This window comes from Mycoplana sp. 10N416 (assembly GCF_056394765.1).
This window is the reverse complement of sequence record NZ_JBFTIM010000008.1, coordinates 1-20,090: the sequence shown is the minus strand read 5'-3', so window position 1 is coordinate 20,090 and position 20,090 is coordinate 1. Positions and strand designations below refer to the sequence as shown.

Annotated in this window: 17 protein-coding genes and 1 tRNA gene; 9 read left to right on the top strand and 9 right to left on the bottom strand. The window is 62.7% G+C overall.

Annotated elements, in window-relative coordinates; all coding sequences use genetic code 11:
* Window positions 1–132: 132 nt before the first annotated feature.
* The 3 genes from uvrA to AC1DDS_RS16760 are packed head-to-tail and all read left to right on the top strand — an operon-like array spanning window position 133 to window position 4,530.
* Window positions 133–3,051: an excinuclease ABC subunit UvrA gene (gene uvrA, locus AC1DDS_RS16770; protein WP_477479941.1), complete on the top strand. Its 2,919-nt coding sequence runs from the start codon at window positions 133–135 to the stop codon at window positions 3,049–3,051.
* A 5-nt stretch (window positions 3,052–3,056) separates the two neighbouring features.
* Window positions 3,057–3,680: a glutathione S-transferase family protein gene (locus tag AC1DDS_RS16765; RefSeq protein ID WP_477479940.1), complete on the top strand. Its 624-nt coding sequence runs from the start codon at window positions 3,057–3,059 to the stop codon at window positions 3,678–3,680.
* 37 nt (window positions 3,681–3,717) lie between these two features.
* Window positions 3,718–4,530 (top strand): DUF72 domain-containing protein, encoded by an 813-nt coding sequence (locus AC1DDS_RS16760; RefSeq protein WP_477479939.1) that lies wholly within the window; start codon window positions 3,718–3,720, stop codon window positions 4,528–4,530.
* A 13-nt stretch (window positions 4,531–4,543) separates the two neighbouring features.
* Here AC1DDS_RS16760 and AC1DDS_RS16755 read toward each other — a convergent pair whose 3' ends face one another.
* Window positions 4,544–5,437: an EamA family transporter gene (locus AC1DDS_RS16755; RefSeq protein ID WP_477479938.1), complete on the bottom strand. Its 894-nt coding sequence runs from the start codon at window positions 5,435–5,437 to the stop codon at window positions 4,544–4,546.
* Between the two features lie 63 nt (window positions 5,438–5,500).
* Window positions 5,501–6,982: an NAD(P)H-hydrate dehydratase gene (locus AC1DDS_RS16750; RefSeq protein ID WP_477479937.1), complete on the bottom strand. Its 1,482-nt coding sequence runs from the start codon at window positions 6,980–6,982 to the stop codon at window positions 5,501–5,503.
* Between the two features lie 363 nt (window positions 6,983–7,345).
* Between AC1DDS_RS16750 and AC1DDS_RS16745 the strand changes: the two genes are divergently transcribed.
* Both AC1DDS_RS16745 and glnA read left to right on the top strand, forming a co-directional pair.
* On the top strand, window positions 7,346–7,684 hold the full coding sequence (locus tag AC1DDS_RS16745) for a P-II family nitrogen regulator (protein WP_192244611.1): 339 nt from the start codon (window positions 7,346–7,348) through the stop codon (window positions 7,682–7,684).
* Window positions 7,685–7,752: 68 nt separating this feature from the next.
* Window positions 7,753–9,162, top strand: a complete 1,410-nt coding sequence (gene glnA, locus AC1DDS_RS16740) for a type I glutamate--ammonia ligase (protein WP_477479936.1) — start codon at window positions 7,753–7,755, stop codon at window positions 9,160–9,162.
* Window positions 9,163–9,386: 224 nt separating this feature from the next.
* Here glnA and AC1DDS_RS16735 read toward each other — a convergent pair whose 3' ends face one another.
* Genes AC1DDS_RS16735 through metG form a run of 3 tightly spaced genes read right to left on the bottom strand, consistent with a single transcriptional unit; the run spans window position 9,387 to window position 12,594 of the window.
* Window positions 9,387–10,235, bottom strand: coding sequence for an MBL fold metallo-hydrolase (locus tag AC1DDS_RS16735; RefSeq protein ID WP_477479935.1), 849 nt, complete (start codon window positions 10,233–10,235; stop codon window positions 9,387–9,389).
* A gap of 4 nt (window positions 10,236–10,239) precedes the next feature.
* Complete coding sequence (locus AC1DDS_RS16730) at window positions 10,240–11,019, bottom strand: TatD family hydrolase (protein ID WP_477479934.1); 780 nt, start codon at window positions 11,017–11,019, stop codon at window positions 10,240–10,242.
* A gap of 24 nt (window positions 11,020–11,043) precedes the next feature.
* Entirely contained in the window at window positions 11,044–12,594 is a 1,551-nt protein-coding gene (gene metG / locus AC1DDS_RS16725) for a methionine--tRNA ligase (RefSeq protein ID WP_477479933.1), read from the bottom strand.
* 222 nt (window positions 12,595–12,816) lie between these two features.
* Here metG and AC1DDS_RS16720 point away from each other — a divergent pair, with 222 nt between their 5' ends.
* Window positions 12,817–13,617: a sulfite exporter TauE/SafE family protein gene (locus tag AC1DDS_RS16720; protein WP_477479932.1), complete on the top strand. Its 801-nt coding sequence runs from the start codon at window positions 12,817–12,819 to the stop codon at window positions 13,615–13,617.
* An 11-nt stretch (window positions 13,618–13,628) separates the two neighbouring features.
* On the opposite strand, the gene AC1DDS_RS16715 is transcribed toward AC1DDS_RS16720, so the two are convergent.
* The 4 genes from AC1DDS_RS16715 to AC1DDS_RS16700 form a co-directional block, all read right to left on the bottom strand.
* Window positions 13,629–14,663, bottom strand: coding sequence for a DNA polymerase III subunit delta' (locus tag AC1DDS_RS16715; protein WP_477479931.1), 1,035 nt, complete (start codon window positions 14,661–14,663; stop codon window positions 13,629–13,631).
* Window positions 14,660–15,352, bottom strand: a complete 693-nt coding sequence (gene tmk, locus AC1DDS_RS16710) for a dTMP kinase (RefSeq protein ID WP_477479930.1) — start codon at window positions 15,350–15,352, stop codon at window positions 14,660–14,662. The genes AC1DDS_RS16715 and tmk overlap by 4 nt, the downstream gene beginning before the upstream one ends.
* Before the next feature lie 164 nt (window positions 15,353–15,516).
* Window positions 15,517–16,680 (bottom strand): D-alanyl-D-alanine carboxypeptidase family protein, encoded by a 1,164-nt coding sequence (locus AC1DDS_RS16705; RefSeq protein WP_477479929.1) that lies wholly within the window; start codon window positions 16,678–16,680, stop codon window positions 15,517–15,519.
* A gap of 63 nt (window positions 16,681–16,743) precedes the next feature.
* Entirely contained in the window at window positions 16,744–17,760 is a 1,017-nt protein-coding gene (locus AC1DDS_RS16700) for a septal ring lytic transglycosylase RlpA family protein (protein WP_477479928.1), read from the bottom strand.
* 501 nt (window positions 17,761–18,261) lie between these two features.
* Here AC1DDS_RS16700 and AC1DDS_RS16695 point away from each other — a divergent pair.
* The 3 genes from AC1DDS_RS16695 (at window position 18,262) to AC1DDS_RS16685 (ending at window position 19,927) form a co-directional block, all read left to right on the top strand.
* Window positions 18,262–18,351, top strand: a tRNA-Ser gene (locus AC1DDS_RS16695).
* 133 nt (window positions 18,352–18,484) lie between these two features.
* On the top strand, window positions 18,485–18,790 hold the full coding sequence (locus AC1DDS_RS16690; protein ID WP_310422821.1) for a hypothetical protein: 306 nt from the start codon (window positions 18,485–18,487) through the stop codon (window positions 18,788–18,790).
* A gap of 366 nt (window positions 18,791–19,156) precedes the next feature.
* Window positions 19,157–19,927 carry an outer membrane protein gene (locus tag AC1DDS_RS16685; RefSeq protein ID WP_477479927.1) on the top strand — a complete coding sequence of 257 codons (771 nt, stop codon included), beginning with the start codon at window positions 19,157–19,159 and terminating at the stop codon, window positions 19,925–19,927.
* Window positions 19,928–20,090 lie beyond the last annotated feature (163 nt).

Below are 20,090 nucleotides of genomic sequence, written 5' to 3'. Positions count from 1 at the left end.
TCGGAAAGAGGCAGGGTTTTGGTCGCGACGCGCATGGACAGGCCGGTTCCGGTTCCTACATAGGGTGCGCTACCGAAGAGCCACTTCATCCGAGATCGACAATCACCGACCTGACATCTGGCGCTGGACACCATGAGCGAACTCAAGACCATTTCCATTCGCGGCGCGCGCGAGCACAATCTCAAGGGCATCGACCTCGATCTGCCGCGCAACAAGCTGATCGTCATGACCGGGCTTTCGGGCTCCGGCAAGTCGTCGCTCGCCTTCGACACGATCTATGCGGAAGGCCAGCGCCGATACGTCGAGAGCCTGTCGGCCTATGCGCGCCAGTTCCTGGAGATGATGCAGAAACCGGACGTCGACCAGATTGACGGACTGTCGCCGGCGATTTCGATCGAGCAGAAGACGACCTCGAAGAACCCGCGCTCGACGGTGGGGACGGTCACCGAGATCTACGACTACATGCGGTTGCTGTTTGCGCGTGTCGGCGTGCCCTATTCGCCGGCGACGGGCCTGCCGATCGAGAGCCAGACGGTCAGTCAGATGGTCGACAGGGTGATCGATTTCGGCGAAGGAACGCGTCTCTATATCTTGGCGCCGATCGTGCGCGGCCGGAAGGGCGAGTACAAGAAGGAACTCGCCGAGCTGATGAAGAAGGGCTTTCAGCGCGTCAAGGTGGATGGCCAGTTCTACGAGATCGCCGACGTCCCCGCGCTCGACAAGAAGTACAAGCATGACATCGACGTCGTCGTCGACCGCGTCGTCGTGCGCCCGGATCTCGCCGCCCGCCTCGCCGACAGTCTCGAGACCTGCCTGACGCTCGCCGACGGGCTGGCGATCGCCGAGTTCGCCGACAAGCCGCTGCCGGTCGAGGACACGGCGGCCGGTGGCTCGGCCAACAAGTCGCTGAACGAGACGCATGAACGGGTGCTGTTCTCGGAGAAATTCGCCTGCCCGGTCTCCGGCTTCACCATTCCCGAGATCGAGCCACGGCTGTTTTCGTTCAACAATCCGTTCGGCGCCTGCCCGACCTGCGACGGCCTCGGCAGCCAGCAGAAGATCGACCCGGACCTGATCGTGCCCGAGCCGCAGCGGGCGCTGCGCGACGGCGCTATCGCCCCGTGGGCCAAGTCGTCCTCGCCCTATTACAACCAGACGCTCGAGGCGCTGGGCGCGGCTTATGGCTTCAAGCTCTCCAACCGCTGGTCGGACCTTTCCGAAAAAGGCCAGAACGCGATCCTCTACGGAACCGACGAGAAGATCGAGTTCCACTACCAGGACGGCGCGCGGTCCTACAAGACGACGAAGAGCTTCGAGGGCATCGTCCCGAACCTCGAGCGGCGCTGGAAGGAGACGGATTCGGCCTGGGCGCGCGAGGAGATCGAGCGTTACATGTCGGCCGCCCCCTGCCCGGCCTGCGACGGGTTTCGCCTGAAGCCGGAGGCGCTCGCCGTCAAGATCGACAAGCTGCATATCGGCCAGGTTACGGACATGTCGATCCGCGTCGCTCGCGACTGGTTCGACACGCTGCCCGCCCACATGAACGCCAAGCAAAACGAGATTGCCGTCCGCATCCTCAAGGAGATCCGCGAGCGCCTTCGCTTCCTGAACGACGTCGGTCTCGAATATCTCAGCCTGTCGCGCAATTCCGGCACGCTTTCGGGTGGCGAGAGCCAGCGCATCCGCCTCGCCTCGCAGATCGGCTCAGGCCTGACCGGCGTGCTCTACGTGCTGGACGAGCCGTCGATCGGCCTGCACCAGCGCGACAATGCCCGCCTGCTCGACACGCTGCGCCACCTGCGGGACATCGGCAACACGGTGATCGTTGTCGAGCACGACGAGGACGCGATCCTAACGGCCGACTATGTCGTTGACATCGGCCCTGCCGCCGGCATCCATGGCGGCGAGGTGATCGCGCAGGGAACGCCGGCCGACATCATGGCAAACGCGAAATCGCTGACCGGCAAGTATCTCTCCGGCGAACTTGCAGTGGCGGTTCCCGCCGAACGCCGCAAACCGAAAAAGAAGAAGGAAATCACCGTCGTCGGTGCCCGGGCGAACAACCTGAAGAATGTCACCGCTTCCATCCCGCTCGGCGTTTTCACCGCCGTCACCGGGGTCTCGGGCGGCGGCAAGTCGACCTTCCTGATCGAGACGCTCTACAAGTCGGCGGCGCGCCGGATCATGGGTGCGCGCGAGATCGCGGCCGAGCATGATCGCATCGATGGCTTCGAGTACATCGACAAGGTGATCGACATCGACCAGTCGCCGATCGGCCGCACGCCGCGCTCGAACCCGGCGACCTATACCGGCGCCTTCACGCCGATCCGCGACTGGTTCGCGGGCCTGCCGGAGGCCAAGGCGCGCGGCTACCAGCCCGGCCGGTTCTCCTTCAACGTCAAGGGCGGGCGCTGCGAAGCCTGCCAGGGCGACGGCGTCATCAAGATCGAGATGCACTTCCTACCGGACGTCTACGTCACCTGTGACGTCTGCCACGGCAAGCGCTATAACCGCGAGACGCTCGACGTGCACTTCAAGGGCAAGTCGATCGCCGACGTGCTCGACATGACGGTCGAGGAAGGCGTGGAGTTCTTCGCCGCCGTCCCTGCCGTGCGCGACAAGCTGGTGACGCTGAACCAGGTCGGCCTCGGCTATATCAAGGTCGGCCAGCAAGCGAACACGCTGTCGGGCGGCGAGGCGCAGCGCGTCAAGCTCGCTAAGGAGCTCTCCAAGCGCTCGACCGGCCGCACGCTCTATATCCTCGACGAGCCGACGACCGGCTTGCATTTCCACGACGTAGCGAAGCTTCTTGAAGTTCTGCATGAACTGGTGAACCAGGGCAACTCGGTGGTTGTGATCGAGCATAACCTGGAGGTCATCAAGACCGCCGACTGGATCATCGACTTCGGACCGGAAGGTGGCGACGGCGGCGGCGAGGTGATCGCTCAGGGCACGCCAGAGGACGTGGTCAAGGTCGAGCGTTCGTATACGGGTCAGTTCCTCAAGGAACTGCTCGAGCGCCGGCCAATGCGCAAGGCGGCGGCGGAGTAGGCTCGATGATCCTGATCGGCCAGTACGACTCCTCCTATGTCCGCCGCGTCGCGATCGCCCTGCGGCTCTACGAACTGCCGTTCGAACATCGCCCCTGGTCGGTGTTCAGCGACGGCGAGAAGGTGCAGGCACTCAATCCGCTGATGCGGGTGCCGACGCTGGTGCTGGACGACGGCGACATCGTGGCCGACAGCAATTCCATCCTCGATTACCTGGACGGCCTTGTGCCGATGGAAAGGCGCCTGCTGCCGCAGGCCGAGCCGGAGCGTCGGCAGGCGCTGAGGGTCATGACGTTCGCCACTGGCCTTGCCGACAAGGGCGTCAGTCTCTTCTACGAACTTCATCTGCACGAGACGCCGTCCACCAATTTCGTCGAGCGCTGCCGCGCGCAGATCGCCGCTGTGCTTGCCACCTTGGATGCGGAACGTGCCGAGCGGCGCGGAAAATTCTGGTTCGACCGGATCACGCACGCCGACATCGCGGTCGCCTGTGCCTGGCGGCATGTCAGCGAGGCGCATCCGGGCCTCATCGATCCGGTCACCTATCCGGCCCTCGCCGCACATTGCGCGAGCATGGAGGCCCTGCCGGTGTTCCAGGAAATTTCGCAGCCCTTCATCGCGCCCGCTTGAGAGGCGTCGCAACCCTGTCCGTCGAGGAGCACAGTCCATGAGCCCATCCGGAACCATCCGCACCGGCATCGGCGGCTGGACCTTCGAGCCCTGGGAGGGCACGTTCTACCCGGACAAGCTCTCGAAGAAACGCCAGCTTGAGTTCGCCAGCCGCGAATTGACCGCGATCGAGGTCAATGGGACCTACTACTGTTCGCAAAAGCCGGAGACCTTTGCCAAGTGGGCCGCGGAAGTGCCCGAGGGGTTCGTTTTCTCGCTCAAGGCAAGCCGTTTCTCGACGAACCGCAAGGTGCTGGCCGAGGCGGGCGAGTCCATCGAGCGCTTCCTGACGCAGGGCCTGACGGAGCTCGGCCCGCATCTCGGTCCAATCCTGTGGCAGTTTGCACCGACTAAGAAATTCGACCCTGAGGATTTCGCGGCATTCCTGAAACTTCTACCGGCGAAGCAAGACGGCTTGCCGCTGCGGCACGCGCTGGAGGTGCGCAACGCCTCCTTCCGGGTGCCGGAGTTCGCAGCGCTGGCGCGCAAGCACAAGGCCGCAATCGTTTACGCCCATCATGACGACTACCCCGAAATCGCCGACGTCACCGCCGACTTCGTGTACGCGCGGCTGCAGCGCGGTTCGGACGACGTGCCGACCTGCTATCCGCCGAAGGCGCTCGACGAATGGGCCGATCGCCTGAAGGAATGGGCTGACGGCGGCCAGCCGGGCGACCTGCCCGTGGTCGATCCGGCGCATCGGCCGCCCAAGGAACAGCGCGACGTCTTCGCCTTCTTCATCACCTCGGGCAAGGTCAATGCGCCGAACGGTGCCCGCGAATTGCAGAAGCGCGTCCAGCCACGGGAGTAGAGATGCCTCGGGCCTATGAAGCCGCAGAGGCGGGACGGCGCATACGGTCGACGAGGCGCGGTCCGAGCGCGGTAAGAACGAGCCCGCAGACGACCAGGGCCGCGCCGGCAAGCCGATCGGGGCCGAAGCTTTCCCCCAGCACGAGCGCCGACGAACTCATGCCGAACACGGGCACGAGCAGGGAAAACGGCGCGACCGTCGAGACGCCGAGCTTGCGGATCATGTAGCCCCAGACGCCGAAGCCGAAGACCGTCGCGATGTAGGCGATATAGGCGACTGCGCCCAGACCCTGCCATGACAGGGACTGAAGTGCCGCGAGGTCGCGCTCCAGGCCCTCGGTCGCCAGCGAGATGATCACAAGCGGGATCGGCGGCACCAGACTGACCCAGACCATCAACGCCAGCATGTCGACGTTGCCGACCTTCTTCATGAGCATGTTGGAGAAGGCCCAGGCGAGGCCGGCGGCAAGCACCAGGACCAGGCCGGTATAGGTGAAACCCGCATCCACCGTGGTCGAGATCACCACCATGCCGGCAAAGGCGACGCCAATGCCGGCGAGTTGGACCGGTCGCGATCGCTCGCCGTAGATCGTGGCCGCCAGCATGATCGTGAAGAACGCCTGCGACTGCAGAAGAAGCGAGGCCAGGCCCGCCGACAATCCGACGTCCATGCCGATGAAGAGGAAGCTGAACTTCACCACTCCGAGCACCAAGCCAATGCCGAGAATGAGCCGCCACGGCACCGCCGGTCGCGGCAGGAAGAAGACGAGCGGGAGGGCGGCAAAGAGGAACCGCAGCGCCGAAAATAGGATCGGTGGGAAATTGGCGATGCCGATCTTGATGACGACGAAATTGAAGCCCCAGGCGGCCGCGACGAGGACTAAGAGAGCTATATCGATCAGGCCCATGGATCCGGATTCCACACACGCTTCGTTTCGCACAGCTTTATCGGCCGGCGGTCCGCAGCCAAGTCATTTGATTTGATCGAAGCCATTCAGGACGTTGATGAGATCTTCGGCCGTCAGTCCGCCCCCTGCACGCCGGCCCGCCTCGCCGTGACGCCAGACCGCGGCGGCTGCCGCCTCAAAGGCGGGCATGCCCTGGGCGAGATGCGCACCGATGATGCCCGATAGCACGTCGCCGGAACCGGCGGTTGCCAGCCAGGGCGGCGCATTGGCGTTGATGAGGGCACGACCGTCGGGGGCGGCGATGACCGTATCGGCTCCCTTCAATACGATCACGGCGTTGCTGCGCTTGGCCGCTTGTCGCGCCCTGTCCACCTTCGATAAGTCGGGATCGTCAGCAATGTCGGCAAAGATGCGCGCGAACTCGCCGTCGTGCGGCGTCAGGACAAGGTGGGTCGGCCCGTCCGCGAAGGCACTGAAAAGCTCCTGCGGCTTGTCGCGAAAACCCGTGATGCCATCGGCGTCCAGCACCAGCGGGCGATCGCGAAGCGCCATGACATAGTCGCGCGCCCGCGCGAAGTCGCCGAAACCCGGGCCAAGAACGAAGGCCGAAAACCGCGGGTCGGCGATCAGGGCCCGCAATGCGGCGACATTGTCGATCTGCCGCAGCATGACCGCAGTCAGGTGGGTCGCATTCTCTTCCGCAGCTTCGGCCGGAGACAGGAGCGTCACCAGCCCTGCCCCGGCCTTCAGCCCGGCGCCGGCGGACAGACGCGCAGCGCCGGTCGCAAGCCGCCCTCCGGAAAACACTGCCAGGTGTCCGTGGCCGTATTTGTGCGCCCCAGCGCCGGCGCGCGGCAGGCTCATGCGCCAGATGCCCGGTTCGTTGACGCGCAGGTGGTGGGACGCGGCTACGACAATCCGACTGGGGATGCCGATATCGAAGACCTCCGTTTCGCCGCACAGGCTCCGACCGGGCATGAGCAGATGACCCGGCTTTCGGCACATGAAGGTGATCGTATGGCTCGCCTGCAGTGCCGCGCCCCGCACGCGACCGGTACGGCCATCGACGCCGCTGGGAAGATCGATCGCCACGACCGGGAGTGCCAGCCCGTTTACGCGCTCGATCACCGCACTGACTTCACCGTCGAGGTCGCGCGAAAGTCCGGCGCCGAACAGCGCATCGATCACGACATCTCCGACCGTTGGAGAATATCCCTGAAGCGGCCGAACGGAAGCGCTATAACGCTTTCGCGCCTTGCCAGCATCCCCTTGGGCAGGCGCAGGTCCGAAAGTGAAAATCTCGACGGGACAGCCGGACTTGGCGAGCGCGCGCGCGGCCACATAGCCATCACCACCGTTGTTGCCCGGTCCGGCGAGAACCACGAAGCGCAACGCCCCGGGATAGTGCCGCAGGGCTGCGGCAGCCACCGCCTGCCCAGCACGCTCCATCAGCGCAAGACTGTCTATGCCGCTGTATGCCGCCTCCCGGTCGATGCCCGCCATTTCCGCAGGAGTGACGACGAGTGTTTCAAGGTCGATGTGCATGCGCCGACAATGCCCGCAAATCGTCAACGGCGCTACCGCAATATGGGCGGGCAAGTGCGCAAATAATAGGCATCTGCATGATAGGGGTGCTCAAAATGGCAGCGACCGGGTGGAGCAAGCAATGGGCGGCTGTCCGATCAGCCTCATTCCGCATGCAAAGGGCACAATTTCAGGCAGGAGAACAGCACAACGGACACCGCGACAGGCACCCCTAATCCGGCGACATTGCGCGGCCATAAACTCTTACTAACGATCTAATTGTAGAAATTTGCGCAGCAAGTGCGGAACTGGCATGCAACCTGCATTGAATTGGGCAGCGGGACCATGCCCCTGCCAACGGGAGAAGCGGAGAGACACTCTTTCATGAAAAAGATCGAAGCCATCATCAAACCTTTCAAGCTGGACGAAGTGAAGGAGGCCCTTCAGGAAGTCGGCCTCCAGGGCATCACCGTCACGGAAGCGAAGGGCTTCGGGCGCCAGAAGGGCCACACGGAACTCTATCGCGGCGCCGAATACGTGGTCGATTTTCTGCCGAAGGTTAAGGTCGAAGTCGTTCTGGCGGACGAGAATGTCGAAGCTGTCATCGAAGCGATCCGCAATGCCGCGCAGACCGGCCGGATCGGCGACGGCAAGATCTTCGTTTCCAACGTTGAAGAAGTTATCCGCATCCGTACCGGCGAAACCGGTATCGATGCCATCTGACCCTCCATCATCCGGCCGTTCGGCCCGGGTTTTCTTACCTCGTCATCTCACACAGGGACTTTCAAAAAATGACGACTGCCAATGATATCCTCAAGCAAATCAAGGAAAACGACGTAAAGTTCGTGGACCTGCGCTTTACCGACGTGAAGGGCAAGCTGCAGCACGTGACGATGGACGTTTCCTGCGTCGACGAGGACATGTTCGCCGACGGCGTGATGTTTGACGGCTCCTCGATCGGCGGCTGGAAGGCCATCAACGAATCCGACATGGTGCTGATGCCGGACCCGATCACGGCTCACATGGATCCGTTCTTCGCGCAGTCCACCATGGTCATCGTCTGCGACATCCTCGACCCGGTCTCCGGCGAATCTTACAACCGTGACCCGCGCGGCATCGCCAAGAAGGCCGAGGCCTACCTCAAGGCATCCGGCATCGGTGACACCGTGTTCGTCGGTCCGGAGCCGGAATTCTTCGTGTTCGACGACGTCAAGTACAAGGCCGATCCCTACAACACCGGCTTCAAGCTCGACTCGTCCGAACTTCCCTCCAACGACGACACCGACTACGAGACCGGCAACCTCGGCCACCGGCCGCGCGTCAAGGGCGGCTACTTCCCGGTCCCCCCGATCGACAGCTGCCAGGACATGCGCTCGGAGATGCTGACGGTCATGGCCGAGATGGGCGTGGTCGTCGAGAAGCAACACCATGAAGTGGCCGCTGCCCAGCACGAACTCGGCGTCAAGTTCGACACGCTCGTTCGCAGCGCCGACAAGGTGCAGATCTACAAGTACGTCGTCCACCAGGTCGCCAACGCCTACGGCAAGACGGCCACCTTCATGCCGAAACCGATCTTCGGCGACAACGGCTCGGGCATGCACGTGCACCTGTCGATCTGGCGGGACAGCAAGCCGACCTTCGCCGGTGACGAGTATGCCGGCCTCTCGGAATCCTGCCTCTACTTCATCGGCGGCATCATCAAGCATGCCAAGGCCATCAACGCCTTCACCAACCCGACGACGAACTCCTACAAGCGTCTCGTCCCGGGCTACGAAGCGCCGGTCCTGCTCGCCTACTCGGCGCGCAACCGCTCGGCTTCGTGCCGCATTCCGTTCGGCACCGGTCCGAAGTCCAAGCGCGTCGAGGTCCGCTTCCCCGACCCGCTCGGCAACCCCTATCTCAGCTTCGCCGCCATGCTGATGGCCGGCCTCGACGGCATCAAGAACAAGATCCATCCGGGCAAGGCCATGGACAAGGACCTCTACGACCTGCCGCCGAAGGAACTGAAGAAGATCCCGACGGTCTGCGGCAGCCTGCGCGAAGCACTGGAAAGCCTGGACAAGGATCGCAAGTTCCTGACCGCCGGCGGCGTCTTCGATGACGACCAGATCGACTCCTACATCGAACTCAAGATGGCGGAAGTCATGCGCTACGACATGACCCCGCACCCGGTCGAGTTCGACATGTACTACTCCGCTTGACGGATTGTTCCGCCCAAACCGGCGGGACCGTGCGATGAGAGCCCGGCAGCAATGCCGGGCCAGACGGCAACCCCCGGAGCAATTCCGGGGGTTTCTGTTTCCTGGAGCTGAAAGAAGATTTTGGCGGGAACGGGCGCACCGCGCTCAAAGGCTGCAGTACACACTGAGATGCCCGCATCGTCGATTTCCGGGTGAATTGACCCCTGACCTGCTACGGGTCGGCGCTAAACCGCATAGGTCGCATCGAGCGAAATCACCTCGTCGGTGACGTCGAACTCCACGGCCATCTGGTCATAGGCGGGCTCGACGTGATCCGGCGTCTCGGCCATCACCCGATCGTAGTCCAGCGGCGTATGCATGTGCGTCAGCACTGCGCGGTTCGGCGCCAGTCGATCGATCCATTCGAGAGCCTGCTCGAGCGAGAAATGGCTGGCATGCGTGCGGTATTGCAGGGCGTCGATGATCAAAAGGTCGAGACCCGTCAGCCGGCTGGCGGTGGCCTCCGGAAAGGCACTGACGTCGGTGCAGTAGGCGACATTGCCGGCGCGAAATGCAAGCGAGTGGATCGAACCATGGTCCTGCAGCAGGGGATCGAAACGCATGGCTCCCCCTGCTCCGCGGATCACCACGGGCATGTCGACCGGCTCGATCAGGTGAGCCGTGACGATCGGCGGATAGAAGCTGCCCGGCGGGGTCTCCAGGCAATAGCCGAAACCCTCACGAATGCGAGCCATCGTCAGCGGATCGGCCCAGATCGGAATTTGCTTTCGGCTGTGCTGGACGAAGCCGCGGATGTCATCGATACCGTGGATGTGGTCGGCATGGGCATGGGTGTACAGCACCGCATCGATGCTCTTGACGCCCGCAGCGATCATCTGCTCGCGAAAGTCCGGTCCGGTGTCGATGACGACGGTCGTCCTGCCATCCGGCCCCATCTGCTCGACCAGCAAGGCTGTTCGCGTGCGACGGTTTTTTGGGTTGGCCGGATCACAATCGCCCCAATCGCCGGTGATCCGCGGCGTGCCGGGGGAAGAGCCACAGCCAAGAATGGTGAAGCGCCGGCGGTAGGACACGGTTTCAAACCCTCGGCATCTTGGAGAATATCCTGAAAGCGTTCTCCGTGGTGATCCTGGCGATTTCGGCATCGGTCATGCCAAGCGTCTCGGCGAGCGTCGACGCCGTGTGCGCGACATAAGCCGGCTCGTTGCGCTTGCCGCGGAAGGGCTTCGGCGCGAGATAGGGGGCGTCGGTCTCGACCAGCATCCGATCGACCGGGACCGTCTTTGAGATCTGACGCAGCTCTTCCGATTTCGGAAACGTCAGGATGCCGGAAAAGGAAACGTAGCCGCCGAGTTCGACGCCGACGCGTGCCAGCTCTGCTCCCGAGGAAAAGCAGTGCAGAAGGAACGGAAAGGCACCCTTTTGCGTCTCCTCGGTCAGGATCGCCGCCATGTCTTCGTCGGCCGAGCGGCTGTGAATGACGAGCGGCAGTCCGGTCAGGCGCGCCGCCGCGATGTGGTTGCGCAAGCCTTCCGCCTGAGCCTCCCGCGGCGCATTGTCATAGAAATAGTCAAGCCCGGCCTCGCCGATCGCAACCACCCGCGGATGCGCCGAAAGCCGGACAAGCTCATCGACGGTCACATCGAGTTCCTCGTCCGCATTGTGCGGATGCGTGCCGACCGAACAGAACACCGTCGGGTACTTTTCGGCGATCGCCAGGATGTCCGGAAATTTCCTCACCCGCGTCGAGATCGTGATCATCTGCCGGACGCCAGCGACGTGGGCGCGCCCGACGATCTCGTCGAGCTCGACCGCGAAGTCGGGGAAGTCGAGATGACAATGCGTGTCGATCAGCATCGATCCGTCCTCAGACCACTTTCCTCAAGCCTCTGGAGCAACATAGCGCGGGAACACCGGCGCCGGCGCTTCCAAAGGCGTGCCGCTGACCAGTCTGCCGGCTTCGCCGAGCGCTGCAAAATCGCGCTTGTCTGCTGGAGCAGCGACGAGATCCAAAAGCTTGGCCGCCGAAGCCGGCATGAAGGGCTGCAGCAGGATCGCAATCTGGCGGACAACCTCCGCCGTCACGTAGAGCACCGTGCCCATCCGCTCCGGGTCGGTCTTCTTCAGCGCCCACGGCGCCTCACCGGCGAAATAGCGGTCCGCCTCGGAGACGACGGCGATGATCGCGGTCAATGCCCGATGGATCATCAGCTTTCCCATCTCGTCGCGCGTGATCGCGTGCAGCGCGTCCGCCGACGCCAGCATCGTCCGGTCGGCCTCGGTCAGCGGGCCGCAGGCCGGGATCTTGCCGTCGCAGTTCTTGACGATCATCGACAGCGAGCGGCTGGCAAGGTTGCCGATGCCGTTGGCAAGGTCGGAGTTGATGCGGGTGGCGATCCCCTCCTCGCTGTAGCTGCCGTCCTGGCCGAACGAGACCTCGCGCAGCAGGAAGTAGCGGACCTGGTCGAGGCCGAAATGCTCGACGAGGTTGGCCGGATCGACGACGTTGCCGATCGATTTCGACATCTTCTCGCCCTTGTTGAGCAGGAAGCCGTGGGCGAAGACGCGCTTGGGCAGCGGCAGGCCTGCCGACATCAGGAAGGCGGGCCAGTAGACGGCGTGGAAGCGGATGATGTCCTTGCCGATCATGTGAATGTCCGCCGGCCAGTATTTCGCGCGCGGACCGTTGGGGTCGGTCAGGTAGCCGGTGGCGGTGATGTAGTTGGTCAGTGCGTCGACCCAGACATACATGACGTGGGCCGGATCGTTCGGGACCTTGATACCCCAATCGAAGGTCGTGCGCGAAACCGACAGGTCCTTGAGGCCGGATTTGACGAAGGAAACCACCTCGTTGCGCCGTTCGGCCGGGCCGACGAAATCAGGCTGCGTCTCATAGAGTTGCAGCAACTTGTCCTCGTAGTTCGACAGACGGAAGAAGTAGCTCTCTTCCTCGACCCATTCGACCGGCGTGCCCTGTGGGCCATAGCGTACGCCGTCATCGCGAAGTTCCGTCTCGCCTTCCTGGTAGTAGGCTTCGTCGCGCACCGAATACCAGCCGGAGTAGCTGTCCTTGTAGATGTCGCCGGCATCAACCATGCGCTGCCAGATGATCTGGCTGGCCTCATGGTGACGCGGCTCGGTCGTGCGGATGAAGTCGTCGTTGGACGCATTCAGCAGCACGCCCATCTTCTGGAACTCCGCCGTGTTGCGGTCGGCGAGTTCCTGGGCACTCAACCCTTCCTTGCGCGCGGTCTGCTGCATCTTCTGGCCATGCTCGTCGGTGCCGGTCAGAAAGAACACGTCCCGCCCGTCCAGCCGATAATAGCGCGCGACCGCATCCGTCGCGATCAGTTCATAGGCGTGACCAATGTGCGGCTTGCCGTTCGGATAGGCGATTGCGGTCGTGATGTAGAAGGGCGACGTGTCTCTCATGTCGAAGCTCGGCCTGTCTTTTCTCAATATGGTCGCAGCTATTAACCCATGCAGGCCGCAAGGGAAACAGCAAGTTTGCGCCCCTGCCGCCCCGCCACCTCCCATCTGTCGCTCGCTTGACACCGCACTTGGCCGACACTAACCATTCGCAACTTCAACCAGTTTCGCAGGGTGTGAGCCTTCGATCATGGTTCATCGCGCGAAACCGGAAGGAAACGCTGCTTGGATTTTTGGAGTTCGTTCAATCCGCTGTATTCCGTCTCCGGTTTCTTCGTCGGCATGCTCGTCGGCGTAACGGGCGTCGGCGGCGGCTCGCTGATGACGCCGCTCCTGGTCCTCCTGTTTGGGGTTCACCCGGTTACAGCCGTCGGCACCGACCTCCTCTATGCTGCCATCACGAAGACCGCCGGCACCGCGGTTCATGGTCGCAACAAAACGATTGATTGGCGGATCGTCGGAAGACTGGCCGCCGGTAGCCTGCCGGCGGCAGCGGTAACGCTGTGGTTCATCTCCGGCATGGACAGAGGCAGCATCTCCTCTGTCGCCGTCATCACGATCACGCTCGGCTACATGTTAATCCTGACCGCCTTGCTTTTGCTTTTCCGGCGGCGGATCACCGAGAAACTCCGCATTCTGGGCCGAAATCGGTCGCGCGTCGCGCCGTCGACCATGGCGCTGCTGACGGTTTTGCTCGGACTGGTGATCGGCGTGCTCGTCACGCTGACGTCGGTCGGTGCCGGCGCGCTTGGCGTGACGGTCCTTCTGGCGCTTTATCCGAGCCTGCACGTACGCGAGATCGTCGGCTCGGACATTGTCCACGCGGTTCCGCTGACGCTTCTGGCGGGCATGGGTTATTGGATGATCGGCGAGGTCGACTGGCTGCTGTTGGGAACGCTGCTCATCGGCTCCATTCCCGGCATCATCATCGGCAGCCATTTTTCGCCGCGTCTGCCTGAACGTCTCATCAGCACGATGCTGGCGATCACGCTCGCCCTGGTGGGATCAAAGCTCGTTTTTGCCTGAGCGAAATTCAGTCACGAGGCCCGTGCGGCGATGTCATCCAGAACCTCGATGATCGTCTGCTTGCGATCGAGATTGTAGGCAGCGGCAATGCCGAACTTTTCCGTCAACGACGACGACAACCGCGCCACGTGCTCGGCCCTGTCGATGTCGCCGTGCAATGCGGCCACCCTCGCCTGTTCCATGACGTGATCGATCGCCTGACCACAGAAAAAGTCATAAAGCGTGTCGCTGTCCTTGGCGGAAAGGACCTCGGCAAGCTTGTGCACATCCTTGCGCGGTGCGGCGCCCGCCGCCGCGACGATCGCCCGGAATGCCTCGAGAATGTCGAAGCCTCCATAGTTGATCAGCTTCAGAGCCGTCGCGACGCTGCCGCCCGCGGCGGCCAGCAACCGCTCGGACTGTGCGGCTGGCAGCGCCACCCCGAGATTGTCCAGCGAGAGTGCGAGATCGCGGTCGCTGAGCGGTGCCAGGCTGAGCGGCAGGCAACGCGAGCGGATCGTCGGCAACAGCTTGCCCGGCGCATGCGTCAGCACGAGGAACAGCGCGTTTCTCGGCGGTTCTTCCAGGATCTTGAGGATGGCGTTGGCCGCGTTGCGGTTCAGGTCATCGGCCGGATCGATGATGACGATGCGCCAGTTGCCCGTTCCGGACGTCTGGGCAAAGAATTTACCCGCCCGGCGCACCTCATCCACGATGATGGCGGTGCGGATCTTGCCGGTCTTCTCGTCGACCGGTCGCGACAGGTGCAGAAGATTGTGCGAGGCGCCGGAGGCGATCTGGCGCCCGAGTCCTGAGTCTGGAGCCGGTGCGATCAAGGTGTCCGGTGCAGTCGTCGGATCGGGATAGGTGAGGACATGGTGGGCGAAACGGAAGGCAAGCGTTGCTTTTCCGATGCCTTCCGGCCCCTCGATCAGGATCGCGTGATGGCCCTTGCCGGAGCGATAGGTCTGCGCCAGAAAAGCCTGCGCGGCGTCATGCCCGAACAGGCACGTCTGTTCGGCTGGCGCAATCGCTCCGTCAAGCACTCCGGCCTGCTCCTGGCTCACGTCGAATCCTCCGGAAAAGCGAAGCGGTCGCGCTTTTGAAGCGGCAACAGCGGTTCGACGATCGATAGGATCTGGCTGGCAATTGCTTCCCGTGTCTGGGTTGCATCGACGACGCGGCAACGGAACGGCTCGCGCTCGGCAAGGTCGAGAAACGCCTCCCGGCGCTTTTCGTGCGTCTCGATTTCCTCTCTCTCGAAGCGGTCAGGTTCACCGCCCGCGGATGGGCCAGCGGCCCGACGTCGGGCACGATCGAGACCTTCGGTGGCGGGCAAGTCGAGGATCAGCGTGCAGTCCGGCATCACCCCGTTGATCGCGACGTTCTGAAGGCGCTCGATGAAGGCCGACTCCAGATTGCCGGTAATGCCCTGATAGACGCGCGACGAATCGAGAAAACGGTCGCACAGCACAACCATGCCGGACCGCAGGGCCGGCCGGATGACTTCCTCGACATGGTCGTTGCGGGCGGCAGCAAACAGCAGCGCTTCCATGCGCGTTCCATAACGCTCGGCAGCGCCAGAGAGTATCACGTGGCGAACAGCCTCCGCCCCCGGCGAACCGCCGGGCTCGCGTGTCACGATCACGCTTTGGCCACGCGCCCTAAGTGCTTCGGCCAACAGTCGGATCTGGGTCGACTTTCCGGCGCCCTCGCCGCCCTCAAACGTGACAAATAACCCAGTCAACCCAGCCAATCCAACTTCCGCTTCCCGGTGCGGCGGGATCTTTCCCGTCCGTCAACCGGGCGATTCGGCCCACTTCTAGCGCATAACCGGCAAAACAGAAAATCGATTTGCGGTGGAAATTACAGGCAATTGCGGCGCCCACCTGGATCGGAGCGCCCGGCGCAAGCCGATCTTCAAAGCCAAAAGAAAAAGAGCTCCTGCAGCGCATCCATCGCCCGGCTCGAGAGCGTGCCAACTTCGACTGCGGCGGCGGTTTCTAGAGGCACCTCGAGCAGAAACCTATCACCGCTCCAGATCCGCAGGACGCCGACTTTTTGACCGGAGGCGACCGGTGCCCGCATGGGCCAGGAGTAGGTCACGCGGGCCGACAAGCGCTCGGTGCTGCCGATCGGCAGGAGCACATCGACGTCCTGCCTGGTCAGCAAAGGGACATGACCGGCGCTTCCGCCGTAGACGCTCGCCTCGGCGACGGTCTCCCCGGCTTTGAACAGGGTCCTCGAAGCAAACGACGTCATCGCCCAGTCGATCAAGCGCCTGGCCTCGTCCAGACGCTCCTTATCGCTCGAGAGCCCACTCATGGCCAGAAACAAGCGCCGGCCGTTGCGCTCGACGGAAGCGACCAACCCATAACCGGCATCTTCTGCAAACCCCATCACGAGGCCATCGACGCCGATGTTCATCGTCGCCAAGGGATTGCGATTGCGCTGCTTGATCTTGTTCCACTCGAATTCCGGTTCGGAATAGTAGCGATAGAAATCCGGGTAGCTCTGATGCAGGTGCTGGGCCAGAACGACGAGGTCGCGCATGCTGACCTTGTTTCCAGGGGACGGCAGGCCGGTCGCATTGTCAAAGTGCGACTGCACCAGCCCCAGTTCCCTCGCCTGCTCGTTCATCCTTGCGGCGAATGCGCCTTCAGAGCCGGCGATGCCCTCGGCCAGTATTATGCATCCGTCGTTTGCAGCCTGCACCGCCACGCCGCGGATCAGGTCCTCAACGCGGATCTGCGACTTCAGAGCGGCAAACATCGTTGCGGTGCGCGACGGGGCGCCACCGGTCCGCCAGGCGTGTTCGGACACGGGGTAGGAGGTATCGAGGTTGATTTCCCCGTCTCGCACCGCCTTGAAGACAACCGTCAGGGTCATCACCTTGGCCAGTGAGGCGGCGGTGACCGCTTCATTCTCCCCGCGGGCAAAAAGGACCGTGCCGCTGGCAGCATCGATCAGATAGATCTGCTTTGCCTTGGTGTCGAATGCGGTCGTACCGCCGGCGCTCTGCGCCGCGACGGTCCATGGCAATGCCAGGCAAAGGAAAAATACGGCGAGAAGGCGGGCGAACATGAAGACTCCGATGACCGGCCAAGAGTCCTACATCTTGATGCGCGCGGCAAGCCGCAAGTGCTGTCAGCGTGCGCTGACCGGCACCGGAATCACACTCAAGGATCCGTCGAGGTGAAGGACGGCTTCCAAGGCCTCCAGCGATTTCCGCGTCGGCGCTGTTTCCGCGTAAGCGGCCGCATAGCTCGAACTGTCGCCCGGCAACGGCACGTAGCCGGGACGCACCGTCGGTACGGGGCCGATTTCAGGAAGCGCTGCGAACTGCCCCATCGCTGCGATGGCGGCACTTGGCGGCCGTTCGGCGGCGAGTGCCGTCAGGCTTGTGCCTGCGGCCGGACCATCGTCGCGTTGCGCAAAGGTGGGGATAACGGCCGGCAGCGCATCGGCAAGCGGTGCTGCGGAGGCGACCATCACGCCGGTTGCGATCTGCCCGCCCGGATCGACGGCCGGACCGCGCGAACCCTTCGGCACATAGGAGGCCATCAGGTAGGGCATGTCATGGCCGTCCAGCGGCGCCTTGCCGACGTACTGCACCCTCACTTTCGCGGTGCCCTTCCCCTTGACGTCGAGCATCTCGGCCGTTTTTGACGAAAGGTCGACGATCCGCCCTTCAGAATAGGGACCGCGGTCGTTGACGCGAACGATCACGGACGATCCGTTCTCGAGGTTCGTGACACGTGCATAGCTCGGCAGCGGGAATGTCGGATGGGCCGCGGAAAGGTGGTGTTTGTCGTACACTTCGCCGTTTGCGGTGTAGCGGCCATGGAAGGCCGAACCATACCAGGACGCCAGGCCTACCTTGCTGTAGCCCGGTTCTTCCTTCGGCTGGTACCACTTCCCGCGAACCTGATAGGGCTGGCCGACCTGATAGCGGCCACCACCCTTCGGAACCGGCTGCCCTTCCTGAACGACCCGCGGGCTCGCCTTCACGCCGTATTCGGACTCGGCAAAGTACTCCTTGCTTCGGGTCGGTTTCTTGGCGATCTCCGTTGTGCCGCATGCGGCAAGACCCGCACACATCATCGGAATGGCGGCGACGCGCAACGCCTTGCGCACTCCAGCCGACAAGCACCCACTTTTCATATATCCCACGCCGCTACAGTCCCCAACGGTTTGTCCCGGATCGTCACGTCCCGCGATCCGTCGCCTCGTATCGGTACGCTCACAAGAATATGTTAATCACGATGCCATGATGGCGAAATTGCGTAACGATTTGCTCGCAAACGGCTCAGCTCGGGAACTAATTTTCGTTATGGTTTACAAGGCGTTAACGCCCGACCGCGGCATTCTCCCTGCCCAAGGACACCGCCGGCCAGCGCCACAGAGCAAGTTGACGCGGCAATCAAAGCTGATAGAAAACCAGCCGTCGAGTGATTTGGCGGCAAACCGATAACACTGGCCCGCGCCTAAGCAGCGGATAGTCAGGGCCAAGCCAATTCGATGAGATGGAAGAGTGTCCGAGCAGTTTAAAGAACCGGCCTTGAAATAAGGAACCGTTTCGGGTTAGGGCATTGAGAATAAAGCGGGTTTCCCACCGTGGGGCGCCCGTGGGGCACCCCGCTCAAAATTGGGGCCCAAATGGATGGATGGGTGGCCGAGTGGTTTAAGGCACTAGTCTTGAAAACTGGCGTGCGGGGAACCGTACCGTGGGTTCGAATCCCACCCCATCCGCCAACTATCTCCGCCGCGGCTAGGTGACGGGTTTGGAACACTTGCCTGCCTACGGGCTTACGGATAGATCTGCCGAGTTCCCTTCGGCGCTTACGCCACGCTCTCAAGTCTCGCATCTCGGACTGGCAATCGACCTATGAACGACAAGATCCTCGACACTCTGACAGGCATGTACTTCACGCTCGACGCCGCCGACGGCACCTATGGCACTGGCCAGATCATTCGTCTCGCCACCGATGGCGTGTATCTCGTTCGCTTCGACGGTAACGAGGTGACGCTACCCTTGGAGCTCGTATCCATCGGAGAGATGCTGGAGACCACAGAAGAGGAGTACCGGCTCTGGCGGTTCTTCGACACGATCGAAGAACGAGATAAATGGATCGAATGGCTAGATGCGCCATCCAAGCCAAGGGTCATTACACTCGTCAGGCCGACCAAGTAGCTGGCGGCCCGGAAGGAGCCGGGGCGAACCACACTACCTCCTTCTTGCCACTTGCGGCGCCTGTCGAGGCGAAGCGCGATCAGTCTCTGAGTGCTCAGACTCCCAGCGTACCGCGCCCCGGCAGGCAGAGTTAGCGCACTCCGGGAGGCCCGTACTAGGCGCCAGTGAGGAGATCCCCCTCGCCTTGCTTTGGAGTCGTGCCGGCCTGTGGTCGATCTGCCGCAGCTGTGAACGTTTGAACTCTTTTGACGCGAGTTTTTTAGCGATTCTATCTAGCTCCCGGCATCACACTTCTATATCCGCTGATTCCCATCCCAAGCGTCTTACGCGGATGCCTCGCTGAACTGCCTATCTGGGGAACACACGGTGAAGTATCGATTTCTGACTGCCGCATCGGCCGCATTCACGTTGATCGCTCTGCCCCCAGCGAATGCGGCCGACTCGTCAACAACAGCGACCGCGGCGACGTCGTGGTCGGGCTGCTACGTCGGCGCAAACGTCGGCTACATTCACGGCGATGCAGACGCCACCGATGCGCCATTCATCGACGGTCCGTTCGCGGGATCGGGCTTTTCATGGAACAGTGCGGACGCGCCCTATGAGCGCATTTTCAACGATGACAATGGTATGGCGGGCGGGATCGAGGCCGGCTGCGACCGGCAGTTCGATTTCAATGGCACGGCGTTCGTGCTGGGCGGGGTGGTCGATTTTTCCCTGACGAACCTCGGAGCGACCAGCACGTCGGCTATTAGTAGCGACACCCACACAAGCTTCGACATCGATTGGGCGGCAAGTGCTCGATTGCGCGCTGGCATCGCCGCTTCCGATTTTCTCTTCTATGCCACCGGCGGTTACGCGCTCGCGAATGTGGACGTGCGCGCCTACAGTCGGCCAACCCTCGCAGCGCCCGGAGAAATGGACGTGTCCGGCGGTGGGACCGAGGGCGGCTGGGTCGCCGGCGCAGGCATCGAATGGCGCGTCAAACCCGAGTGGTCGGTTGGAATCGAATACCTGCATTATGACTTCGGCACCATCACGGCAACCGGCGCGGCGAGTTTTCCGCCCGGCGCCTTTCCACGCTTCGAAAACGATGTCGAAGTCGACACGATCCGCGTCGGGCTGAAGTGGCGAATGTAATTTTATACGACGGGTGGCTCGCAAGTGCACCCAGCACGGCTGGATGAAGGGGCGCTGCGACGCAGCGGTGAGGGAAGACTATGGCGCAGACAACTCTGACATTCGATGATCCGGCGAAAGTCGTGGATGGGACGGCAGGCGGGTCGGATCATACTCTCCCTCC